This window comes from Allobosea sp. P2_B12, from assembly GCF_056404835.1.
In genome coordinates this window covers 309,861-326,885 of the sequence record NZ_JBFUDG010000002.1, presented here as the reverse complement: position 1 = coordinate 326,885, position 17,025 = coordinate 309,861, and the positions used below count along the sequence as shown (strand labels likewise).

The 17,025-nt window shown below is 67.4% G+C and carries 16 protein-coding genes; 14 read left to right on the top strand and 2 right to left on the bottom strand.

Annotation, left to right across the window (positions count from 1 at the left end):
• The first annotated feature begins 227 nt into the window (after nt 1-227).
• Both AC1DYU_RS06760 and AC1DYU_RS06755 read left to right on the top strand, forming a co-directional pair.
• Nucleotides 228-935, top strand: a complete 708-nt coding sequence (locus AC1DYU_RS06760; RefSeq protein ID WP_158484146.1) for a GntR family transcriptional regulator — start codon at nt 228-230, stop codon at nt 933-935.
• Complete coding sequence (locus AC1DYU_RS06755; RefSeq protein WP_476790966.1) at nt 932-1,624, top strand: flavin reductase family protein; 693 nt, start codon at nt 932-934, stop codon at nt 1,622-1,624. Before AC1DYU_RS06760 ends, AC1DYU_RS06755 begins: the two co-directional genes overlap by 4 nt.
• Nucleotides 1,625-1,629: 5 nt before the next feature.
• Here AC1DYU_RS06755 and AC1DYU_RS06750 read toward each other — a convergent pair whose 3' ends face one another.
• Nucleotides 1,630-2,325, bottom strand: a complete 696-nt coding sequence (locus tag AC1DYU_RS06750) for a GntR family transcriptional regulator (protein ID WP_158484147.1) — start codon at nt 2,323-2,325, stop codon at nt 1,630-1,632.
• A 219-nt stretch (nt 2,326-2,544) separates the two neighbouring features.
• Here AC1DYU_RS06750 and AC1DYU_RS06745 point away from each other — a divergent pair, with 219 nt between their 5' ends.
• The 12 genes from AC1DYU_RS06745 to AC1DYU_RS06690 all read left to right on the top strand — a co-directional run bounded on the left by AC1DYU_RS06745 (nt 2,545) and on the right by AC1DYU_RS06690 (nt 15,368).
• A complete protein-coding gene (locus AC1DYU_RS06745) occupies nt 2,545-4,092 on the top strand; it encodes an ABC transporter substrate-binding protein (RefSeq protein ID WP_476790965.1) in 1,548 nt (515 codons plus the stop codon).
• Nucleotides 4,089-5,045 carry an ABC transporter permease gene (locus AC1DYU_RS06740; protein ID WP_476790964.1) on the top strand — a complete coding sequence of 319 codons (957 nt, stop codon included), beginning with the start codon at nt 4,089-4,091 and terminating at the stop codon, nt 5,043-5,045. The genes AC1DYU_RS06745 and AC1DYU_RS06740 overlap by 4 nt, the downstream gene beginning before the upstream one ends.
• A 13-nt stretch (nt 5,046-5,058) precedes the next feature.
• On the top strand, nt 5,059-5,862 hold the full coding sequence (locus tag AC1DYU_RS06735; RefSeq protein ID WP_476790963.1) for an ABC transporter permease: 804 nt from the start codon (nt 5,059-5,061) through the stop codon (nt 5,860-5,862).
• A 31-nt stretch (nt 5,863-5,893) separates the two neighbouring features.
• Nucleotides 5,894-6,721 (top strand): creatininase family protein, encoded by an 828-nt coding sequence (locus tag AC1DYU_RS06730; RefSeq protein WP_476790962.1) that lies wholly within the window; start codon nt 5,894-5,896, stop codon nt 6,719-6,721.
• Between the two features lie 177 nt (nt 6,722-6,898).
• Nucleotides 6,899-7,957 (top strand): extracellular solute-binding protein, encoded by a 1,059-nt coding sequence (locus AC1DYU_RS06725; RefSeq protein ID WP_476790961.1) that lies wholly within the window; start codon nt 6,899-6,901, stop codon nt 7,955-7,957.
• A gap of 129 nt (nt 7,958-8,086) precedes the next feature.
• On the top strand, nt 8,087-9,142 hold the full coding sequence (locus AC1DYU_RS06720; protein ID WP_476790960.1) for an ABC transporter ATP-binding protein: 1,056 nt from the start codon (nt 8,087-8,089) through the stop codon (nt 9,140-9,142).
• Nucleotides 9,139-9,981 carry an ABC transporter permease gene (locus AC1DYU_RS06715; protein WP_476790959.1) on the top strand — a complete coding sequence of 281 codons (843 nt, stop codon included), beginning with the start codon at nt 9,139-9,141 and terminating at the stop codon, nt 9,979-9,981. The genes AC1DYU_RS06720 and AC1DYU_RS06715 overlap by 4 nt, the downstream gene beginning before the upstream one ends.
• Entirely contained in the window at nt 9,978-10,766 is a 789-nt protein-coding gene (locus tag AC1DYU_RS06710) for an ABC transporter permease (protein WP_158484152.1), read from the top strand. The genes AC1DYU_RS06715 and AC1DYU_RS06710 overlap by 4 nt, the downstream gene beginning before the upstream one ends.
• A 10-nt stretch (nt 10,767-10,776) precedes the next feature.
• The gene (locus tag AC1DYU_RS06705) at nt 10,777-11,457 is read left to right on the top strand and encodes an RraA family protein (RefSeq protein ID WP_476790958.1); all 681 of its coding nucleotides are present in this window, start codon (nt 10,777-10,779) and stop codon (nt 11,455-11,457) included.
• A gap of 13 nt (nt 11,458-11,470) precedes the next feature.
• Nucleotides 11,471-13,147 carry a gamma-glutamyltransferase gene (ggt, locus tag AC1DYU_RS06700; protein ID WP_476790957.1) on the top strand — a complete coding sequence of 559 codons (1,677 nt, stop codon included), beginning with the start codon at nt 11,471-11,473 and terminating at the stop codon, nt 13,145-13,147.
• 57 nt (nt 13,148-13,204) lie between these two features.
• A complete protein-coding gene (locus AC1DYU_RS06695; RefSeq protein ID WP_476790956.1) occupies nt 13,205-14,170 on the top strand; it encodes a 2-hydroxyacid dehydrogenase in 966 nt (321 codons plus the stop codon).
• 160 nt (nt 14,171-14,330) lie between these two features.
• Nucleotides 14,331-15,368: an NAD-dependent epimerase gene (locus AC1DYU_RS06690; RefSeq protein ID WP_476790955.1), complete on the top strand. Its 1,038-nt coding sequence runs from the start codon at nt 14,331-14,333 to the stop codon at nt 15,366-15,368.
• Here AC1DYU_RS06690 and AC1DYU_RS06685 read toward each other — a convergent pair whose 3' ends face one another.
• On the bottom strand, nt 15,369-16,922 hold the full coding sequence (locus AC1DYU_RS06685) for a methyl-accepting chemotaxis protein (protein ID WP_476790954.1): 1,554 nt from the start codon (nt 16,920-16,922) through the stop codon (nt 15,369-15,371).
• Nucleotides 16,923-17,025 lie beyond the last annotated feature (103 nt).

The following is a 17,025-nucleotide window of genomic DNA, read 5'->3' as shown; positions in this document are numbered from 1 at the left end:
AAGCGGCATCATTGGCGCCTCACGGAAAACCCCTCATCGCTGCCGCTTCTTCAATCGAGATGGCGATTTTTACGCCAGTTCGTGTGCGATTAATAATCAATCTTGCATGCGATATAAGAAGCGTATTGTATACGATTATTGAAGACAAGCGAAAAACTGGAGCGGGGTCGAAGCGCGTGACATGGAGTGAGCCGCGAGCGGCACAACCAGAGCAGAGACGAGCGACGATGAAGGACACCCGCCAGCCCGGCCTGCGCGCGCAATCGGTCTACAAGGCCCTGCGCCGCGCCATCATCGAGCAGGCCCTGAAGCCCGGCATGAAGCTGCCGGAGGATTCGATCGGCGAGCAACTCGGCGTCAGCCGCACGCTGGTGCGCGAGGCGTTCGGGCGCCTCGCCGTCGAAGGTTTGGTCGAGTTGAAGCCGAACCGCGGCGCCTCGGTCGCCTATCCGACGCTGGAAGAGGCGCGCGATGTCTTCGACGTCCGCCGCGGACTCGAGCGCATGGTCGCGGAGACGCTCGCCGGCAATCTGACCGGAGCCCAGGCCGCCGAGCTCGAAGCCCATGTCGGCCTCGAGGAGAAGAGCCATGGCCGCGACGGGCCGGAATCGATCCGGCTCGCCGGCGAATTCCACATCCGGCTCGCCGAGATGACCGGCAATGCGCTGCTGCTGCGCTATGTCCAGGAGGTCTCGTCGCGCTGCTCGCTGATCCTGGCGATCTATGGCCGGCCGCATTCCTCGGAATGCGCCGTCTCCGAGCATCGCCAGTTGATCGAGGCGCTGCGGACGGGTGACGGCGCGCGGGCAGCCCATCTCATGGACCATCATCTCCAGGCCGTGGTGACGCGGGCCCTGCTGACGCCGCGCGGCGAGCGCGACATCCGCGAGGTCCTGGCGCCCTATGCCCTCAGCGAAGGACTGACCCAGCCGTGACCGACGCGCCGACCCGCCCCGACGCTGCCACGGCGCCGACCGTGACCTTCGACTTCGCCAAGCTGACGCCGCGCGAGCGCTACAAGCTGCTGATCGGCGCTGTCGTCCCGCGCCCGATCGCGCTGGTGACCACGGTCGATGCGCAAGGCGTCGTCAACGCGGCGCCGTTCTCGTTCTTCAACTGCCTCTCGGCCGACCCCGCGATCCTGGCGCTCGGCGTCGAATACCGCCAGACCGGAGCGCAGAAGGACACCGGCCGCAATGTCCGCGAAACGCTGTCCTTCACCGTCAACATCGTCTCGGATGCGCTGCTCGAAGGCATGAACATCTGCGGCGTGCCCTTCGAGCCGGGCGTCGATGAACTGGCGCAGGCCGGGCTGACCGCGATGCCCGGCGTCAAGGTGCCCTGCCCCTGGATCGGACAGGCGCCGGCCGCCTTCGAATGCCGCCACCACACCACGCTCGGCATCGGCAATTCGCGCGAGATCATCCTGGGCGAAGTCGTCTACGCGCATTTCCGGGCCGACACGATCGACACCGGCAATCTCCATGTCGATCCCGCGGCGCTCGACGCGATCGGCCGGATGGGCGGCCATGGCTATGCGACGACCCGCGATTATTTCGACCTGCCGGGCCTGTCGGTGGCAGCCTTTGCAGCCGACCCGGCAGCCGCCAACCGGCGGCGCTGAGCGGGTCAGGCCAGTTCGTCGGCTCCTCCGGTGAGGACATAGCCCGGCAGCCGCGAGAGCACGCCCGCGACCGGGCGCAGATGCTCGTCGAGCACGGCCCGCGCGCGAGTCTCGTCATGGTCACGCAACGCCGTGAGGAAGTCGCGATGCTCGCGGCGGATTCGCTCGATCCGGGCGGGGTCGGCCGCGAGTGCCCGCATCGCCACGCGCTGCTGGCGGGCGCCGAGCGATTGGTAAAGCTCCGAGAGCACCTCGTTGCCCAGCGCCCGGACCATCACGAAGTGGAACTCTCGGTTGAGTTCGACGCGGGCGAAATGGTCGCTGCCGGCGATCTCGTCGAGCCGGTCGAGAATCGCATCCATGCTGTCAGGCAGCACGATCTTCTCGCGGCAGATGCGGGCGACCGCATAGCCCTCGATCATCCGGCGTGTCTCGTAGAGATCGGCCAATTCCTGCGCCGTGACCTGCCGGACGAGCGCCCCGCGGCGCGGCAGCAGGTCGATGAAGCGCTCGGCCTCCAACCGGTGGAAAGCCTCGCGCACCGGGGTGCGTGACACGCCCATGGCCGACGAGATTTCCTCCTCCTCGACGAAGGAGCCACCCGCGAAGAGGCCGCGCAGGATCTGCTCGCGGACATAGGCGTAGACGCGTTCGCGCGCCGGGCGCGCCTCGGCTTGCTGCGCCGTGAGCGGCGGCGTCATGACATTCACGGGATCGCGGCCTTCCGCCTGTTGGTCTTGACTTCGACCATAAACCCTTCTTGTGCCGACATCAAAAATCCGCCACGTATACATGGCGCATGACACATATGCGCAGAGGGACTGGCACCCGGACGCGAATGGCGCTTTTCTTGCCAGATCGGGGACGCCGGACAGACGCTCAAAGCGCATCGGCAAACGACGCCAGCGAGGAGAAAGCCCATGAGTGACTCACGTCTGACGATCTCGCGCCGCACCGTGCTCGGAGCCGGCCTTGCCGCCCCGCTGGCGACGCTGCCGGTCCTCTCCAGCCCCGCCCGCGCCCAGCGCGCCGCCGGCATCCTGCGCTATGGGCTGTCGGCCTTCCCGCCGAACCTCCAGCCCTGGGTCTCGACTGGCGCCTCGGCCGGCACGGTCAAGATGCTGATCCATCGCAGCCTGGTTTCCTACGGTCCGGGTGGCGAACTGCGCGGCGAGCTCGCGACCTCATGGTCGCTCGACGGCGACGGCGCCTGGGTCTTCAAGCTGCGACCGGGCTGCCTCTTCCACAATGGCGACCCCGTCACGGCCGAGGACGTGAAGTGGTCGATCGAGCAGATCGCCGGCGAGAAATCGACGGCCTATATGCGCGCGCAGTTCCAGAGCGTGGAGCGTATTGAGATCCCCGATCCGACGACCATCCGGCTCGTGACCAAGACGCCGCAGGCGACGCTGCCGAGCTGGTTCGGCAACTACAACACCTTCATCCTGTCGCGGAAGTCGACGCCGACCGAGCCGATCGGCGCCGGCCCGTTCCGCCTCGTCGGGCAGGAGCGCGGCTCCTCGGTCGAGATCGCGGCCTTTGACAAATTCTACAAGCCCGGCATCCCGAAGCTGAAGGGCATCAAGTTCGTCACCTATGCCGACGAGAACCTGCGCTATGCCGCGCTGCAGTCCGGCGACGTCGACATGATCGAATACGTGCCGTGGCAGTCGATGGCCGCAGTCGAGGCCAACCCGCGCCTGAAGCTCGACAACCAGGAAGGGCCGTTCATGGACGTGCTCTTTAACGGCTCCAAGCCGCCCTTCAACGACCCGCGCGTGCGCCGTGCCGTCGCCCATGCCGTCAGGCGCGACGACATCGTCAAGGTCGCCTTCTTTGGCCGGGGCAAGGTGCTTGAAGGCCTGCCGATCGTCGAAGGCACGCCGTGGTGGGACAAGGAACTGGCCCATGGCTGGAACTATGACCCCGCCCGCGCCAAGGCGCTTCTGACCGAGGCAGGCTTCGGCAACGGCTTCCAGACGACGCTGCTCGCCACCGCCCAGTTCGGCATGCACAAGGACACCGCCGAGATCGTCCAGCAGCACCTCGCCGCCATCGGCATCCAGTGCGAATTGCAGCTTCCCGACTGGTCGACGCGGGTCGCGCGCGGCTCGAAGGGCCAGTACGACATGGCGATCCACGGCGTCTCCTCCGACAACAACGACCCTGACGGGCTGACGGTGGTGCTCGACACCACGCTGTCGCCGAGCCATGGCCGTTCCTTCCAGGTCGCGGCGCCCCGCACGATCGCGGCGCTGGCCAAGGGCCGCGCCGAGTTCGACCAGGCCAAGCGCGTCGAGATCTACAAGGAGATGCAGCGCGCCGCGCTCGAGGAGGTCCCGCTCGTCGGCCTCGCCTGGCGCTCACAGGGCTACGGCATGGACAAGGGTGTGATGGGCTTCACCAACCTGCCCGGCGCACTCTCGAACTCCTCGGGCAACATGCTCGAAGAGACCTATTTCGGATGAGCGCCGCCTGGTTCGCGCGCAAGCTGGCGACGGTGATCGGCCTCGCCTGGCTCGTCGCGACGATCGTCTTCTTGGCGCTGCACATGGTGCCGGGAGATCCCGCGGAACTCCTTCTCTCGACCGGCGGCGTCTCGCCGGACCCGGCGTCCGTGGCCGAGCTGCGCGAGAAGCTCGGTCTCGACCGGCCGATCCTGGTGCAGTACGGCACCTTCCTCGGCAATCTGCTGCGCGGCGACCTCGGCACCTCGCTGGTCGATGATTATCCGGTGCTCAGCGAGATCGCCCTGCGGCTGCCGCGCACGCTCGAATTGATCGCGGCCGGCACCGTTCTCGCCATCCTCATCGGCGTGCCCGCCGGCGTCTTCGCCGCGCTCGACCGCGGCGGCCGGTTCGACCGCGTCGCCTCGGGAGTCACCGCGCTGCTTCTGGCCGTGCCGGTCTTCGTCGTCGGCACGCTTTTGGTTCTGCTCTTCGCACAGACCCTGCGGATCATGCCGGCGGGCGGTTTCGTCGCCTTCTCGCAGGATCCGGCGCAGCACCTGAAACTCCTGACCCTGCCGGCCATCGCCATCGCCAAGGGGCTTGCCGCCGTGCTGTTCCGCATGACGCGTGCCGCAATGCTCGACGCGCTCGCCAACGACTATGTCCGCACCGCCCGCGCCAAGGGCCTTTCACCCAACCGCGTGATCTTCGTCCATGTCCTGCGCAATGCGCTGAACCCGGTCGTCACCGTGCTCGGCCTGCATATGGGCACGCTGCTCGGCGGCACGGTTCTGGTCGAATACGTCTTCAACTGGCCGGGCATGTCGACGCCGCTGCTGCGCGCCGTTGAGGGCCGCGACTACCCGATGGTGGTCGGCATCGTGCTGACGATTTCGGTGCTGTTCCTGCTGATCAACCTCCTCGTCGAGATGATCCACGCCTGGCTCGATCCAAGGGTGGCCCACTCATGACGGTGGCCCACTCATGAAGCGGCTCTGGCTCCCCGGCGGCTTCGTCGCGCTGATCGTGCTGGCCGCGCTCTGCGCCCCGCTCTTTGCCCTGCCCGACCCGATCCGGCAGGACGTCGCCAACCGGCTCGCCGGGCCGATGGCCGGTTCCTGGCTCGGCCGCGACGAGTTCGGCCGCGACGTGTTCTCGCGGCTGGTCTGGGGCGCGCGCACCAGTCTCGGCGTCGCCTTCGCCTCGGCACTGGTCGCAGGCATCATCGGTGTCACGCTTGGGCTGATCGGCGGCTGGGGCAAGGGTGCCGCGGCCTTCCTCTCGGTGCGCAGCATGGATGTCGTGCTCTGCTTCCCGCCGATCTTGCTCGCCCTCCTCGTCGTCACATTGCTCGGGCCGGGCGCCGCGACGCTGATCCTCGTCCTCTCCGTGCTCTATCTGCCGGGCTTCGCCCGCGTCACCCATGCCGAGGTGCTTTCGGTCAAGGGGCGCGACTATGTCGAGGCGGCGCGGGCGCTGGGCGCCCGGCCTTCCTATCTGCTGCTGCGCACCGTGCTGCCCAACATCGCCGGGCCGATCCTGGTGCAGCTGTCGCTCGCGGTGGCAGCGGCCGTGGTGCTGGAGAGCGGGCTCTCCTTCCTCGGCCTCGGCGTCGTGCCGCCTGCCCCGTCCTGGGGGCTGATGATCCGCGGCGCGCGTGCCACCATGGAGCAGGCTCCGCTGCTGCTGGTCTGGCCCTGCGCGGCGCTGACCCTGACCATTCTCGCCATGAACCTGCTCTGCGATGGCCTTCGCGACGCGCTCGATCCGCGCACCGCCGGCCGCTGATCTTTCATCAAAAACAGCAAGGACCAAGCCTATGGCTGCCAAGACCGATCCACTCGTCCATATGGGCACGATCACCGGGGGCGAGGCCCGCGAGATCTACAAGGACAATCCCGTCATCCTGCTGCCGATGGGCAGCCAGGAGGACCAGGGCCCGCACGCCCCCATGGGCGACTATCTCCTCGCCGAGAAGATCGCCGAGCTGGCCGCGATCCGCGCCAGCAAGGCCGGCACGCGCACGCTGGTCGCGCCCGTCCTGCCCTTCGGCGGCGCCGACTGGTTCGGCTCGATGATCGGCGGCATCGCCATCTCACAGGCGACACTGACCGCCGTCATCGGCGAGATGGTGGACTCGCTGCATCGCAACGGCCTGACCCGGATCATCGTGATCAACGGCCATGGCGGCAATGTCGGCCCGATCTCGGAGGTCGCCCGCGAGCTCTATCTGCGCGAGCAGATCGTCCTGCCGAGCCTCTATCTCTGGCGCATCGGCTACGGCCTGCTGCCGGGCATCCTCGGCGGCGCTGACAAGGCCGCCGCCGTCGCCGGCCACGGCTCGGACCCGCTGACCTCGATCGGCCTGCATCTCTTCCCCGAGCTGATCCGCAAGGATCTGATCCCGGACGGCAAGCCGCTGAAGAAGGACCCCGTGCTCGACCTGCCCTTCACGGGCCTGGGGCTTGCCAGCTTCGAGGGCCACGAGGTCGCGATGCCCAACGAGTATGACGAGACCTATAATCTCGGCGTCGCCAAGGGCGATCCGCGCCTGTGCTCGGCGGAAACCGGCGTCGCACTGACCGAGAAGCTGACCGATATCTGCGCCCGCTTCATCGCGCATTTCGCCAGCAAGGTCCCGGCCTGACTTGAAGGCCAAAACCGCGCCGTCATCCCGGACGGAGCGAAGCGCAGATCCGGGATCCATGCCTGAACCGTTCCGGCATGGATCCCGGGTCTCCCTCCGGTTGCCCGGGATGACGGCGAGAACTTGATGTGTTGTCCAACCGCGCCTAGCCGCGCCCAACAGTAACGAGGGGTTCCCATGCCGACACGCCGCCTCATTCTCCAGACGGGTCTCGCCACCATCGCCATGCCGGCCGTCCTGCGCGCTCAAAGCCTCAGCGGCCAGATCACGCTGATGTCCTATACCGGCATCTTCCAGGACAACTACACCAAGGCCGTGATCGAGCCCTTCCTGGCCGCCAACCCCGGCGTCAAGGTGAACTACGCGCCCGGCGGCACCTCGGCGCAGATGGTGGGGTCGGTGCGCGCACAGAAGGCCGATCCGCAGATCGACGTCGCCATCATGGACGTCACCACCTCCAGCATCGGCAATATCGAGGGCCTGTTCGAGAAGCTCACCCCCGCCGAATTCCCCGTACTGGACGAACTGGCGCCTGAAGCCCGCGCGGCCGGCGGCGAATTCGGCCCCGCCGTGACCTTCGACCATCTCGTGCTGGTTTACGACACGCAGAACCTCAAGCCGCCGCTCACCAAGCTCGCCGATCTCTGGCGGCCCGACCTGAAGGGCCAGATCGCATTGTCGGCCCCGCCCAACATCCAGGGTCTGGCGCTGACCGCCATGGTCGAGAAGATGGAGGGCGGCGACCACCGCAAGTCGATCGACGCGGCGATGAAGCGCCTCAAGGAGCTGGCGCCCTCGGTCAACACCTTCGAGCCCAATCCGGACGGCTATTCGCTGATCCTCAACGGCGTGGTGAAGGTCGCGACCGGCTGGAACGCCCGCTCGCAGCTCTATGGCGACCAGTCCAACGGCCGCATCGGCACGCTGCTGCCACCCGAGGGCTCGGTCTTCCAGATCAACACGATCAACCTGACCGCCGGTTCGAAGAACCGCGTGGCAGCCGCCGCCTTCGTCAAGCACGCCCTGTCGCAGCCGGCGCAGAAAGCCTTCACCGAGCGGATGTTCTACGCCCCGACCAATGCCAAGGCGCAGGTCGATCCGAAGGCCGTGGCGCGCACGGCAGCAGCACCGGAAAGCCGCGCCAGCATGATCCCGGTCGACTGGAACGACATCCTCAAGGTCCGCGACCAGTGGAACAACCGCTGGCGCCGCGAAGTCATTTCGGCCGCGCGATGAACAGAGGCCCACAGCGTCATTCTCGCCCTTGTGGAGAGAATCCACGTCTCGAACACGCCCTCGACGAAGGAAGACGTGGATGGCCGGGACAAGCCCGGCCATGACGGAACAGCCCGGAACCTCTTGGCCATGAGCTATCTCGAACTCGCCGGCCTGCAGAAACGCTATGGCGGCTCGGTCGCGGTCGATGACGTCTCGCTGACGGTCGCGAAGGGCGAATCCGTCGCCCTGCTCGGCCCCTCCGGCTGCGGCAAGACCACGACGCTGCGCATGCTCGCAGGCCTGATCGCGCCCGATCGCGGCACGATCAGGGTCGACGGCGCCGAGATCACGAGGCTGCCGGCCCACAAGCGTAATATGGGCTATGTCTTCCAGTCCTATGCTCTGTTCCCGCATCTTTCGGTGGCGCGCAACGTCGCCTTCGGGCTGGAGGAGCGCGGCATCGCCAAGACCGAGATCGCACGGCAGGTCGAGGAGGGGCTGGCGCTGGTCAGGCTCGACGGCCTCGGCGGCCGACGCCCGCGCGAGCTTTCCGGCGGGCAGCAGCAGCGCGTCGCGCTGGCACGCGCTCTGGTGATCCACCCCTCGGTGCTGCTGCTCGACGAATCTCTCTCCAATCTCGACGCCAAGCTGCGCGACACGATGCGTCACGAGATCCGCTCGATCCAGCGCTCGCTCGGCATCACCACGCTCTTCGTCACCCATGATCAGGTCGAGGCACTAACGATGTGCGACCGCATCGCGGTGATGAATCGCGGCCGCATCGCGCAGATCGGCACGGCCGAGGACATCTATGAGCGCCCCACCACCCGCTTCGTCGCCGAATTCGTCGGCCGAGCCAACGCCCTGCCGGCCACGCGCAACAGCGACGGAAAGGTGCTGCTTTGGGGCGCGGCCCAGCCGGTCGCGGCCCCGGCGCAAGGTGAGTTCGACCTGTTCGTGCGCCCGCAGCGCATGCGGATCGTCCCGGCGTCCGAACCCGCCGGCGGCGAGACGGTACGTGTCACCGGCCGCGTCCTGCGCAGCGTCTTCGTCGGCGACCATGTCGAGGTGCTGGTCGAGGGCGCGGGCGGACAGCTCGCCGTCGAGATGCCGTCGGGCACGCCCGCGCCGGCCGAGGGCGCCGAGGTAGCGGTGATCTGGCAGGCGCGCGACAGCCTGCCCTTCGCACGCGAGGCGGCATGACCGGCTCCCGCCGACGTCCGCTCCTGCTGCTGCCGGCCGGGCTCTTCGTGTTGGCCATCTATGCCTGGCCGACGCTGCTGCTGCTGCGCAACGCCTTCAACGAGGTCGGCCCCACCGGCGCGATGGTCGAGGCTTGGTCGCTGAAGACGGCGACGGAGACCTTCGCCGACGGCTTCACGCTCGAGCTGACGCTGAACTCGCTGCAGCTCTCGCTGAGTGCGACGGCGATCGCGCTGGTGCTGTCCTACCCGCTCTCGCTCTTCCTGTTCCGCACGGATTCGCGTTTTCGTGGGCTGCTCGCCGTCATCGCGATCCTGCCTATGCTGATCTCGGGCGTGGTGCGCGTCTTCGGCTGGCTCGCCATTCTCGGCGATCGCGGCCTCGTCAACACGCTGCTCCAGTCGCTCGGCCTGATCTCGGCGCCGATCAAGCTCGTCTTCAACTGGACCGGCGTCACCATCGGGCTGGCTGAAAGCATCATGCCCTATATGGTCCTGGCGCTGCTCGCCGGCTTCGGCCAGCTCGACCGCACGCTGGAGGAAGCCTCGCGCTCGCTCGGCGCCTCGCCCGTCCGCACCTTCTGGCGCGTGACGCTGCCGCTCAGCCTGCCGGCGATCGTGCTCGCGGCGGGGCTGGGCTTCGTGCTTTCGATGTCCGCCTATATCACCCCGAAGCTGCTCGGCGGCGGGCGTGTCTTCGTGCTGGCGACCGAGATCTTCGAGCAGGCGACGACCAACACCAACTGGCCGGTCGCAGCCGTGCTGGCGATTTACACGCTCGGCCTGCTCCTCCTCCTGCTCGTCCTGTCCAACCTGTTGGCCCGGAGTCTGAGGCGATGAACGGCGCCGGTCCCGTCCTCTCCGGCCTCGCCGCGCTAGTCTATGCGCTGATCCTGGCGCCGATCGTCGTCGTGGTGATGCTCGCCTTCTCCGCCGACAGCTTCATCCTGTTCCCGCCCTCGGGTTATTCGCTGCGCTGGTTCCAGGCCCTTGCCGCGCATGCGCCGCTGCTTTCGGCGCTGGGCCTCAGCATGCAGACCGCCTGCGTCGTGACGCTGCTCTCGCTCGCCATCGGTGTCCCCGCCGCGCTGGCGCTGGCCAAGGGCGAATTCCCTGGCAAGGACGCGCTGACCGGCTTCTTCCTGGCGCCGCTGCTGCTGCCGACCCTGATCACCGGGCTTGCCCTGCTGCTGTTCTTCACGCCGCTGCGGCTGACCGCGACCCTGCCCGGCCTCGTGCTTGGCCACATGACCGTGACGGTGCCCTTCGTCATCCGAATGATGACGACGGCTCTGTCCAACCTGCCTCACGACATCGAGGCCGCCGCCGCGACGCTCGGCGCCACGCCCTGGCGCGTGGTGCGGCGGGTGACGCTGCCCCTGGCGACGCCGGGGCTGATCGCCTGCGCCTGCCTGTCCTTCCTTCTGTCCTTCGACGAGACCGTGATCTCGCTGTTCATCTCCGGCCCGCGCGCGGCAACGCTGCCGGTCGAGATGGTGCGCTATGTCGAAGGGCGTACCGACCCGCTGATCGCGGCTTTGTCCGTCGTCCTCATCGTCGCCACGCTGATCGTCGTCGTCGCGGTCGAACGCCTTGTCGGCGTCGCCCGCGCCGTCGGCAAATAGGAGAAAACCAATGCCCGACTACCGTATCGCCCCCATGCCGGAACAGCTCCCGGCCGCCCTCGTCGAAAAGCTGCAGAAGGTCGAGACGGCGACCGTCGGCCATTCCCGGCATTGGGGCTTCATGGATCGCCGCATACAGCCGCTGCTGCGCGGCAAGCGCATCGCCGCAGCCGCCGTGACGCTGGCGATTCCCGGCCAGGATTCGACGCTGCTGCACCACACGCTCGGCCTGCTGCGTCCCGGCGACATCCTCGTCATTGATCGGCTCGGCGACGACAAGCATGCCTGCTGGGGCGGCGGCGTCACAGTCGCGGCAAAGGCTGCCGGCGCGATCGGCGGCATCGTCGACGGCCCCTGCACCGACCTGACCGAGATCGAGGACTCGGACTTCCCGATGTGGTGCCGGGGCATGTCGCCGATCACGACGCGGCTCTACAATCTCGGCGGCACGCTGAACCTGCCGATCTCCTGCGGTAACGTCCCGGTCATGGCCGGCGACGTCATCCTCGCCGACGAATCCGGCGTGCTCGTGCTGCCGCGCGACGAGGCCGAGGCCATTGCCGACGCAGCGATCGCCCGGCAGGAGCGCGGCGAGCGCACGCAGGACCGCGTCCGCCTGGGCGAAAAGCTCGGCGACATCTCCGGCGCCACCAAGATGGTGCTCGACGCGCTCGCGCAGCAGAACGGTTGAGGACGTCCCCACCATGAATGCCGTCGCCCCCATCCCGCGCCTCACGACCTTCGCCTGCGAGAAGCAGCCGGCCACTGGCTCGCGCGGCATGGTCGTGACCAACCATCCGCTCGCTTCGGCAGCGGGCTCGCAGATGCTGCTTGCCGGCGGTAACGCCGTCGATGCAGCGGTTGCCGCACTGTTCGCCCTCACCGTGGTCGAGCCGATGATGGTCGGCATCCTCGGCGGCGGCTTGAGCCATATCCGCATGGCCGATGGTCGCCATGTCGTGCTCGACGGGCTCTCGACCGCGCCGCTGCGCGCGACGCCTGAGATGTATGACTGCCTCTCCGACGAGATCGGCAAGCAGCGCGATGTCCGCGACCGCGAGAACGTCGTCGGACCCAAGGCCGTGGCGGTGCCCGGCGCGCTCGCCGGCTGGTGCGAGGCGCTGGCCCGATTCGGCACGCTGCCGCTGGCGGACGTGCTGCAACCCGCCATCGTGCTGGCCGAGCGCGGCTTCGTCGTCACGCCCTATCTCTCGAACTGCATCACCGACAACGCCACCGACCTCGCCCGCGATCCCGGCCTCGCCGCGCTGTTCCTGCCCGGCGGAGAGGCGCTTCAACCCGGCGCGAGGCTGGTCCAGAGCGACTATGCCAAGAGCCTGCGCCTGATCGCGCCGAGCGGTCCCGCCGCCCTCTATGACGGCCCGCTCGGCAAGGCGCTGACAGAGTTCATGGCCGCCAATGGCGGACTGATCGGCCAGGACGATCTCGCCGCCTTCAAGGTCGAGACGCGCGAACCGATCCGCGGCCACTATCGCGGCCACGAGATTCTCGGCCCGCCGCCGCCGGCCTCGTCGGGCGTCCATATCGCGCAGATGCTCAACATCCTCGAGGGCTACGACATCGGCGGGCTCGGCTTCGGCTCGCCCGACAGCGTCCATCTGCTGGCGGAAGCGCTCAAGATCGCCTTCGCCGACCGCGCGGTGGCGACCTCCGACCCCGCCTTCGTCAAGGTCCCGGTCATCAGACTGATCGACAAGGCCTATGCGGACGAGCGCCGGGCGCTCATCGCGATGGATCAGGCCAAAAGCTGGACGGCCGGTCTCTCGGGTGGCGAATCCGCCGACACCACCCATGTCACGGTCGCCGATGCCGACGGCAACGTCGTCACCGCGACGCAGACGATCAACGGCCTGTTCGGCGCCTGCACCCAGATCCCCGGCACGGGTATGCTGACCAACAACTACATGTTCAATTTCGATCCCCATCCCGGGCGCGCGCTCTCGATCGCGCCGGGCAAGCGCGTCTTCACCTCAATGGCGCCGATGATCGTGCTGAAGGATGGCAAGCTCGCCTTCGCGCTCGGCCTGCCCGGCGCATTGCGCATCTTCCCCTCGGCCCTGCAGGCAATCGTCAACCTGATCGACCACGGCATGAGCCTGCAGGAGGCGGTCGAGGCGCCGCGCATCTGGACCGAAGGCGGCGCGCTCGAACTGGAAGAGGCCTTTCCCGAGGCCGTCGCCGAGGCGCTGCGGGCACGCGGCCATCGCATCATCCGCATGCCGCGCATCGCCGGCGGCATGAACGCGATCCGTTTCAACGATGATGGCACGCTGACCGGCGCCGCCTGCTGGCGCGCCGATGGCACGCCGGTTGCGATCTCGGGCGGGCTCGCCCGTGCCGGGGCCCGCTTCACCATCTGAGACCGCACAATCCGCTATCGCTTCTTCAACGACACCACGCCAGAGACGAAACCGCCCATGACCGAGACCATCGTCCTCCTCGACCTGACCACCCCCGAGCGCGCCGACAGGCTGCGCGCTTTGCTGCCGCCGGGCTTCGTGCTGACCCATGGCACCGCGCGCGGCGACGAGCACATGAAGGAAATTATCGCCGAGGCGGATTATGCCATCGCCGGCCAGGTCGCGGTCTCCGGCGACGTGCTGCGCGCGGCGAAGAAGCTGAAGCTGCTGCACAAATGGGGCGTCGGCGTCGACAATATCGATACCGTCACGGCCAAGGAGCTCGGCATCGGCGTGGCGCGCACTACCGGCAGCAATGCGCTCGCCGTCGCCGAATTCGCGCTCGGGCTGATGCTCTCGTCCCTGCGCTTCATCGGCTATGGCCATGCCGAGCTGAAAAAGGGGCATTGGGCGACGGGACATATGCCGGGCGAGACCTTCCTGCTGTCGGGCAAGACTGTCGGCATCGTCGGTTTCGGCGCGATCGGCCAGAACGTCGCCAAGCTGCTCAAGGGCTTCGGCTGCACGATCCTCTATTCCAAGCGCCAGCCCCTGAGTGCTGCCGAGGAAGCAGCCCTCGGCGTCCGCTACGCCTCGATCGACGAGATCCTGGCCCAGTCCGACATCGTCTCGCTGCATTGCCCGCTGACGCCGGAGACCACCAACCTGATCGACACCAAGGCGCTGGCCGCGATGAAGAAGACCGCGGTGCTGGTCAATGTCGCGCGCGGCGGCGTCGTCAACGAAGCCGAGCTCGTCGTCGCGCTGCGCAATCGCGTGATCGCGGGCGCCGCGATGGATGTCTATTCGATCGAGCCGCTGCCCCCCGAGAGCGACCTGCTGACGCTCGACAACCTCGTCGTCACGCCCCACTTGGCCGCAATGGCCGCCGACACCTTCGCCCCGACCGTCTCGCGTATGTTCGCCAACATGGCCCATGTCTCGCGCGGCGAGCCGGTCCCGGAGAAGGATTTCGTGGTCTGAGGCAAGCGGCCCTCGGAGACGCAGCACCGGGCCGCCCCAGGGCCGCCCGGACCCCGCTCGATTGACACGCGTCGCGATCTGAAACATTGGATTTGGCCTTGCGGGAGTTGGTTTTCGGCAGCTCCTGCCCTCTTTCCCCTGACAGGGCGGCACGGGCCTCATGACCAGTGTTTCACCGCAACGCGTGCTGCTGACGGGCGCCGCCGGCTTTGTCGGCTTCCACGTCACGCAGGCGCTGCTGGCCCGGGGCACGACCGTGCTGGGCATCGACAATCTGACGCCCTATTACGATCCGGCGCTGAAGCAAGCCCGGCTCGACCAGCTGCTGCCACGCAACGGTTTCAGCTTCGAACCGATCGACATCGCCGACTATGATGCTTTGCAAGCCGCCTTCGCCGCCTTCAAGCCCGATGTCGTGATCCATCTCGCGGCGCAGGCAGGCGTGCGCTACTCGCTCGACAATCCGCGCGCCTATGCCCACTCGAACCTCGACGGCTTCCTCTCAGTGCTTGAGGCCTGCCGGCATCACCCGGTGGCGCATCTGGTCTATGCCTCGTCGAGCTCGGTCTATGGCGCCAACGCCAAGGTGCCGTTCAGCGAGCATGACGGCGCCGACCACCCGGTCTCGCTCTATGCCGCGACCAAGCGCGCCAACGAGGTGATGGCGCACAGCTATTCGCATCTCTACGGCATCCCCGCCACGGGCCTGCGTTTCTTCACCGTCTACGGACCGTGGGGCCGGCCGGACATGGCCTATTTCAAGTTCACCAAGGCGATCCTCGAAGGCAAGCCGATCGACGTCTACGCCGAAGGCGAGATGAGCCGCGACTTCACCTATGTCGATGATATCAGCGAGGCGATCGTCCGGCTCGCAGCGCTGCCGCCCGTGGCCGATCCCGGCTTCGACGCCGCCTCGCCCGACCCGGCGACGGCTGCCGCGCCCTACCGCGTCTACAATATCGGCAACCACACGCCGGTTCGGCTCGACCGCTTCATCGCCGTGATCGAGCAGGCCTGCGGTAAGGCCGCGATCAAGCGCCATCTGCCGATGCAACCCGGTGACGTGCGCGCGACCTATGCCGACGTCTCTGATCTGATGGCGAGGGTCGATTTCAGGCCCGACACCCCGATCGAGACCGGCATCGCCCGCTTCGTCGCCTGGTATCGCGAGTTCTACGGCACCGGGCAGGCCACGTGATCAGCCCCTGACGATCTCGCGCGAGAACCGGGCGACGGATTCGTCGAGACGTCGCGCCGAGACATCGACGCCGTTTGCCGCCTCGGACACCTGTCGGCCATTGTCCATGGTGCGTGCAGCGTCGGCGACGACGAGATCGATCGCCCCTGCCGCCTGCTCTGTTTCCTGAACCGTCCGCGCGAGCAGCTCCACCATGGTGCGGATGGCATCTGCCTGCTGATCCACCGCCACGACGATTCCGCTGGTCGCACCCACGATCGCATCCGTCGAGACGCTGATGCTCATGACCGCTGCGAGCGAGCGCTCGGTTGCGGACCGCACGTCCTCGATACGCTCCGAAATCTCCTGCGTCGCCGCTTCCGTCCGCGCCGCCAGCCCCTTCACCTCCGTCGCGACGACGGCAAATCCGCGCCCCGCCACGCCGGCGCGCGCCGCCTCGATCGTCGCATTCAGAGCCAGAAGGTTCGTCTGGGCCGCGATCTCCCGGATTAGCTCCGAGACCTCTCCGATATCCCGCACCGCCTGTATGAGCTGCGTCTTGACGCCGATCGAGGCCGCGACGTCGGACGCGGCCGTTCGCACCAGTGCGGTCGTCCGGTCCGCTTCATTGCGGATCAGGGAAATGGTCTCGGTCAGACGATGCGAGCAGAGTTCCACCGAGACGATGTCGGTCCTGGCCTCGTCGACCTTGGTCAGCACGCCGGCAAGCTTGTCCTGCGATCTCTGTGAAATCGCGACAAGCTGCTCGGCCGCACCGCCCATCTGATCGACGGACTGGAACACAGGCTGGAGAATGGCGCCGATCTCGCGCCGAAACGCTTCAGCCTGTCCCTCGACTTGCTCGCGCCGCGCCTCCTCGATGCGCGCCTGCGCCTGCGCCTCGAGACCGAGCATCTGCGCGCTGCTGACGGCGCGGACGCGATCGATGAAAAGCTGCGCCATGCTGCGCAAGGACACCAGCATGACCGAGCCGTAGATCACCTGAAAGACCAGGTTCTCCAGCAGATGATCGAGCGGCGACAGAACGATATGGATGATGCGCGCTCCCAGGATCAACCCTGCGAAGAGCAATGCGGCCGAAGGCATGCTCGCCATGGTGAAGGTGCCGGCGCAGACCAGTCCCGCCAGTAGGGTCGCAGTCAGCACCTCCATCTGGGGCACTGCGGTGGGACTGATCACCACGGCCATCACCACCCAGGGAGCCGCCATGATGGCAGTATCGACCAGAATTCGGTCGATGAACTTCGCTGAGGGCGCATCCTCGCGCCTGCGTTCCCTGATCCGCGCGATCCGCAGCATCCCCAGCAAGCCGCTGGCGACGACCCAGCCACTCCACACCAGCGGAAACCAGAGCCAGCCATGGAACATCGCGGCGATCGCGACCAGCACCGCGGAGAGCAGATTGGACATCAGGATGGCAGGAAGAACCCGCGCGAACATCTCCGCCTGCGCCATGCGCAGCGCGGCCGCGTCGGCGTCGTCCAGCCGGGCCATGCCGAATTGGCGGTTGACCCAGGCATCGTAGCGCGTGGGCCAGGTCGCGCCTGCTGTCATGGCCGGAGGGTCTGCTTCGTCATGGCCACGCTCAACTCCAGCGCGCATGGATGAGCTTCGACCCTTGCAGAGAGGTCTCAAGCGGCGGTTAACGCCGCCGCGT

Coding starts and splice junctions, on each gene's coding strand:
- AC1DYU_RS06760 (WP_158484146.1), top strand. CDS start 228: ATGAAGGACACCCGCCAGCCCGGCCTGCGCGCGCAATCGGTCTACAAG.
- AC1DYU_RS06750 (WP_158484147.1), bottom strand. CDS start 2,325: ATGACGCCGCCGCTCACGGCGCAGCAAGCCGAGGCGCGCCCGGCGCGC.
- AC1DYU_RS06745 (WP_476790965.1), top strand. CDS start 2,545: ATGAGTGACTCACGTCTGACGATCTCGCGCCGCACCGTGCTCGGAGCC.
- AC1DYU_RS06740 (WP_476790964.1), top strand. CDS start 4,089: ATGAGCGCCGCCTGGTTCGCGCGCAAGCTGGCGACGGTGATCGGCCTC.
- AC1DYU_RS06735 (WP_476790963.1), top strand. CDS start 5,059: ATGAAGCGGCTCTGGCTCCCCGGCGGCTTCGTCGCGCTGATCGTGCTG.
- AC1DYU_RS06730 (WP_476790962.1), top strand. CDS start 5,894: ATGGCTGCCAAGACCGATCCACTCGTCCATATGGGCACGATCACCGGG.
- AC1DYU_RS06725 (WP_476790961.1), top strand. CDS start 6,899: ATGCCGACACGCCGCCTCATTCTCCAGACGGGTCTCGCCACCATCGCC.
- AC1DYU_RS06720 (WP_476790960.1), top strand. CDS start 8,087: ATGAGCTATCTCGAACTCGCCGGCCTGCAGAAACGCTATGGCGGCTCG.
- AC1DYU_RS06715 (WP_476790959.1), top strand. CDS start 9,139: ATGACCGGCTCCCGCCGACGTCCGCTCCTGCTGCTGCCGGCCGGGCTC.
- AC1DYU_RS06710 (WP_158484152.1), top strand. CDS start 9,978: ATGAACGGCGCCGGTCCCGTCCTCTCCGGCCTCGCCGCGCTAGTCTAT.
- AC1DYU_RS06705 (WP_476790958.1), top strand. CDS start 10,777: ATGCCCGACTACCGTATCGCCCCCATGCCGGAACAGCTCCCGGCCGCC.
- ggt (WP_476790957.1), top strand. CDS start 11,471: ATGAATGCCGTCGCCCCCATCCCGCGCCTCACGACCTTCGCCTGCGAG.
- AC1DYU_RS06695 (WP_476790956.1), top strand. CDS start 13,205: ATGACCGAGACCATCGTCCTCCTCGACCTGACCACCCCCGAGCGCGCC.
- AC1DYU_RS06690 (WP_476790955.1), top strand. CDS start 14,331: ATGACCAGTGTTTCACCGCAACGCGTGCTGCTGACGGGCGCCGCCGGC.
- AC1DYU_RS06685 (WP_476790954.1), bottom strand. CDS start 16,922: ATGACAGCAGGCGCGACCTGGCCCACGCGCTACGATGCCTGGGTCAAC.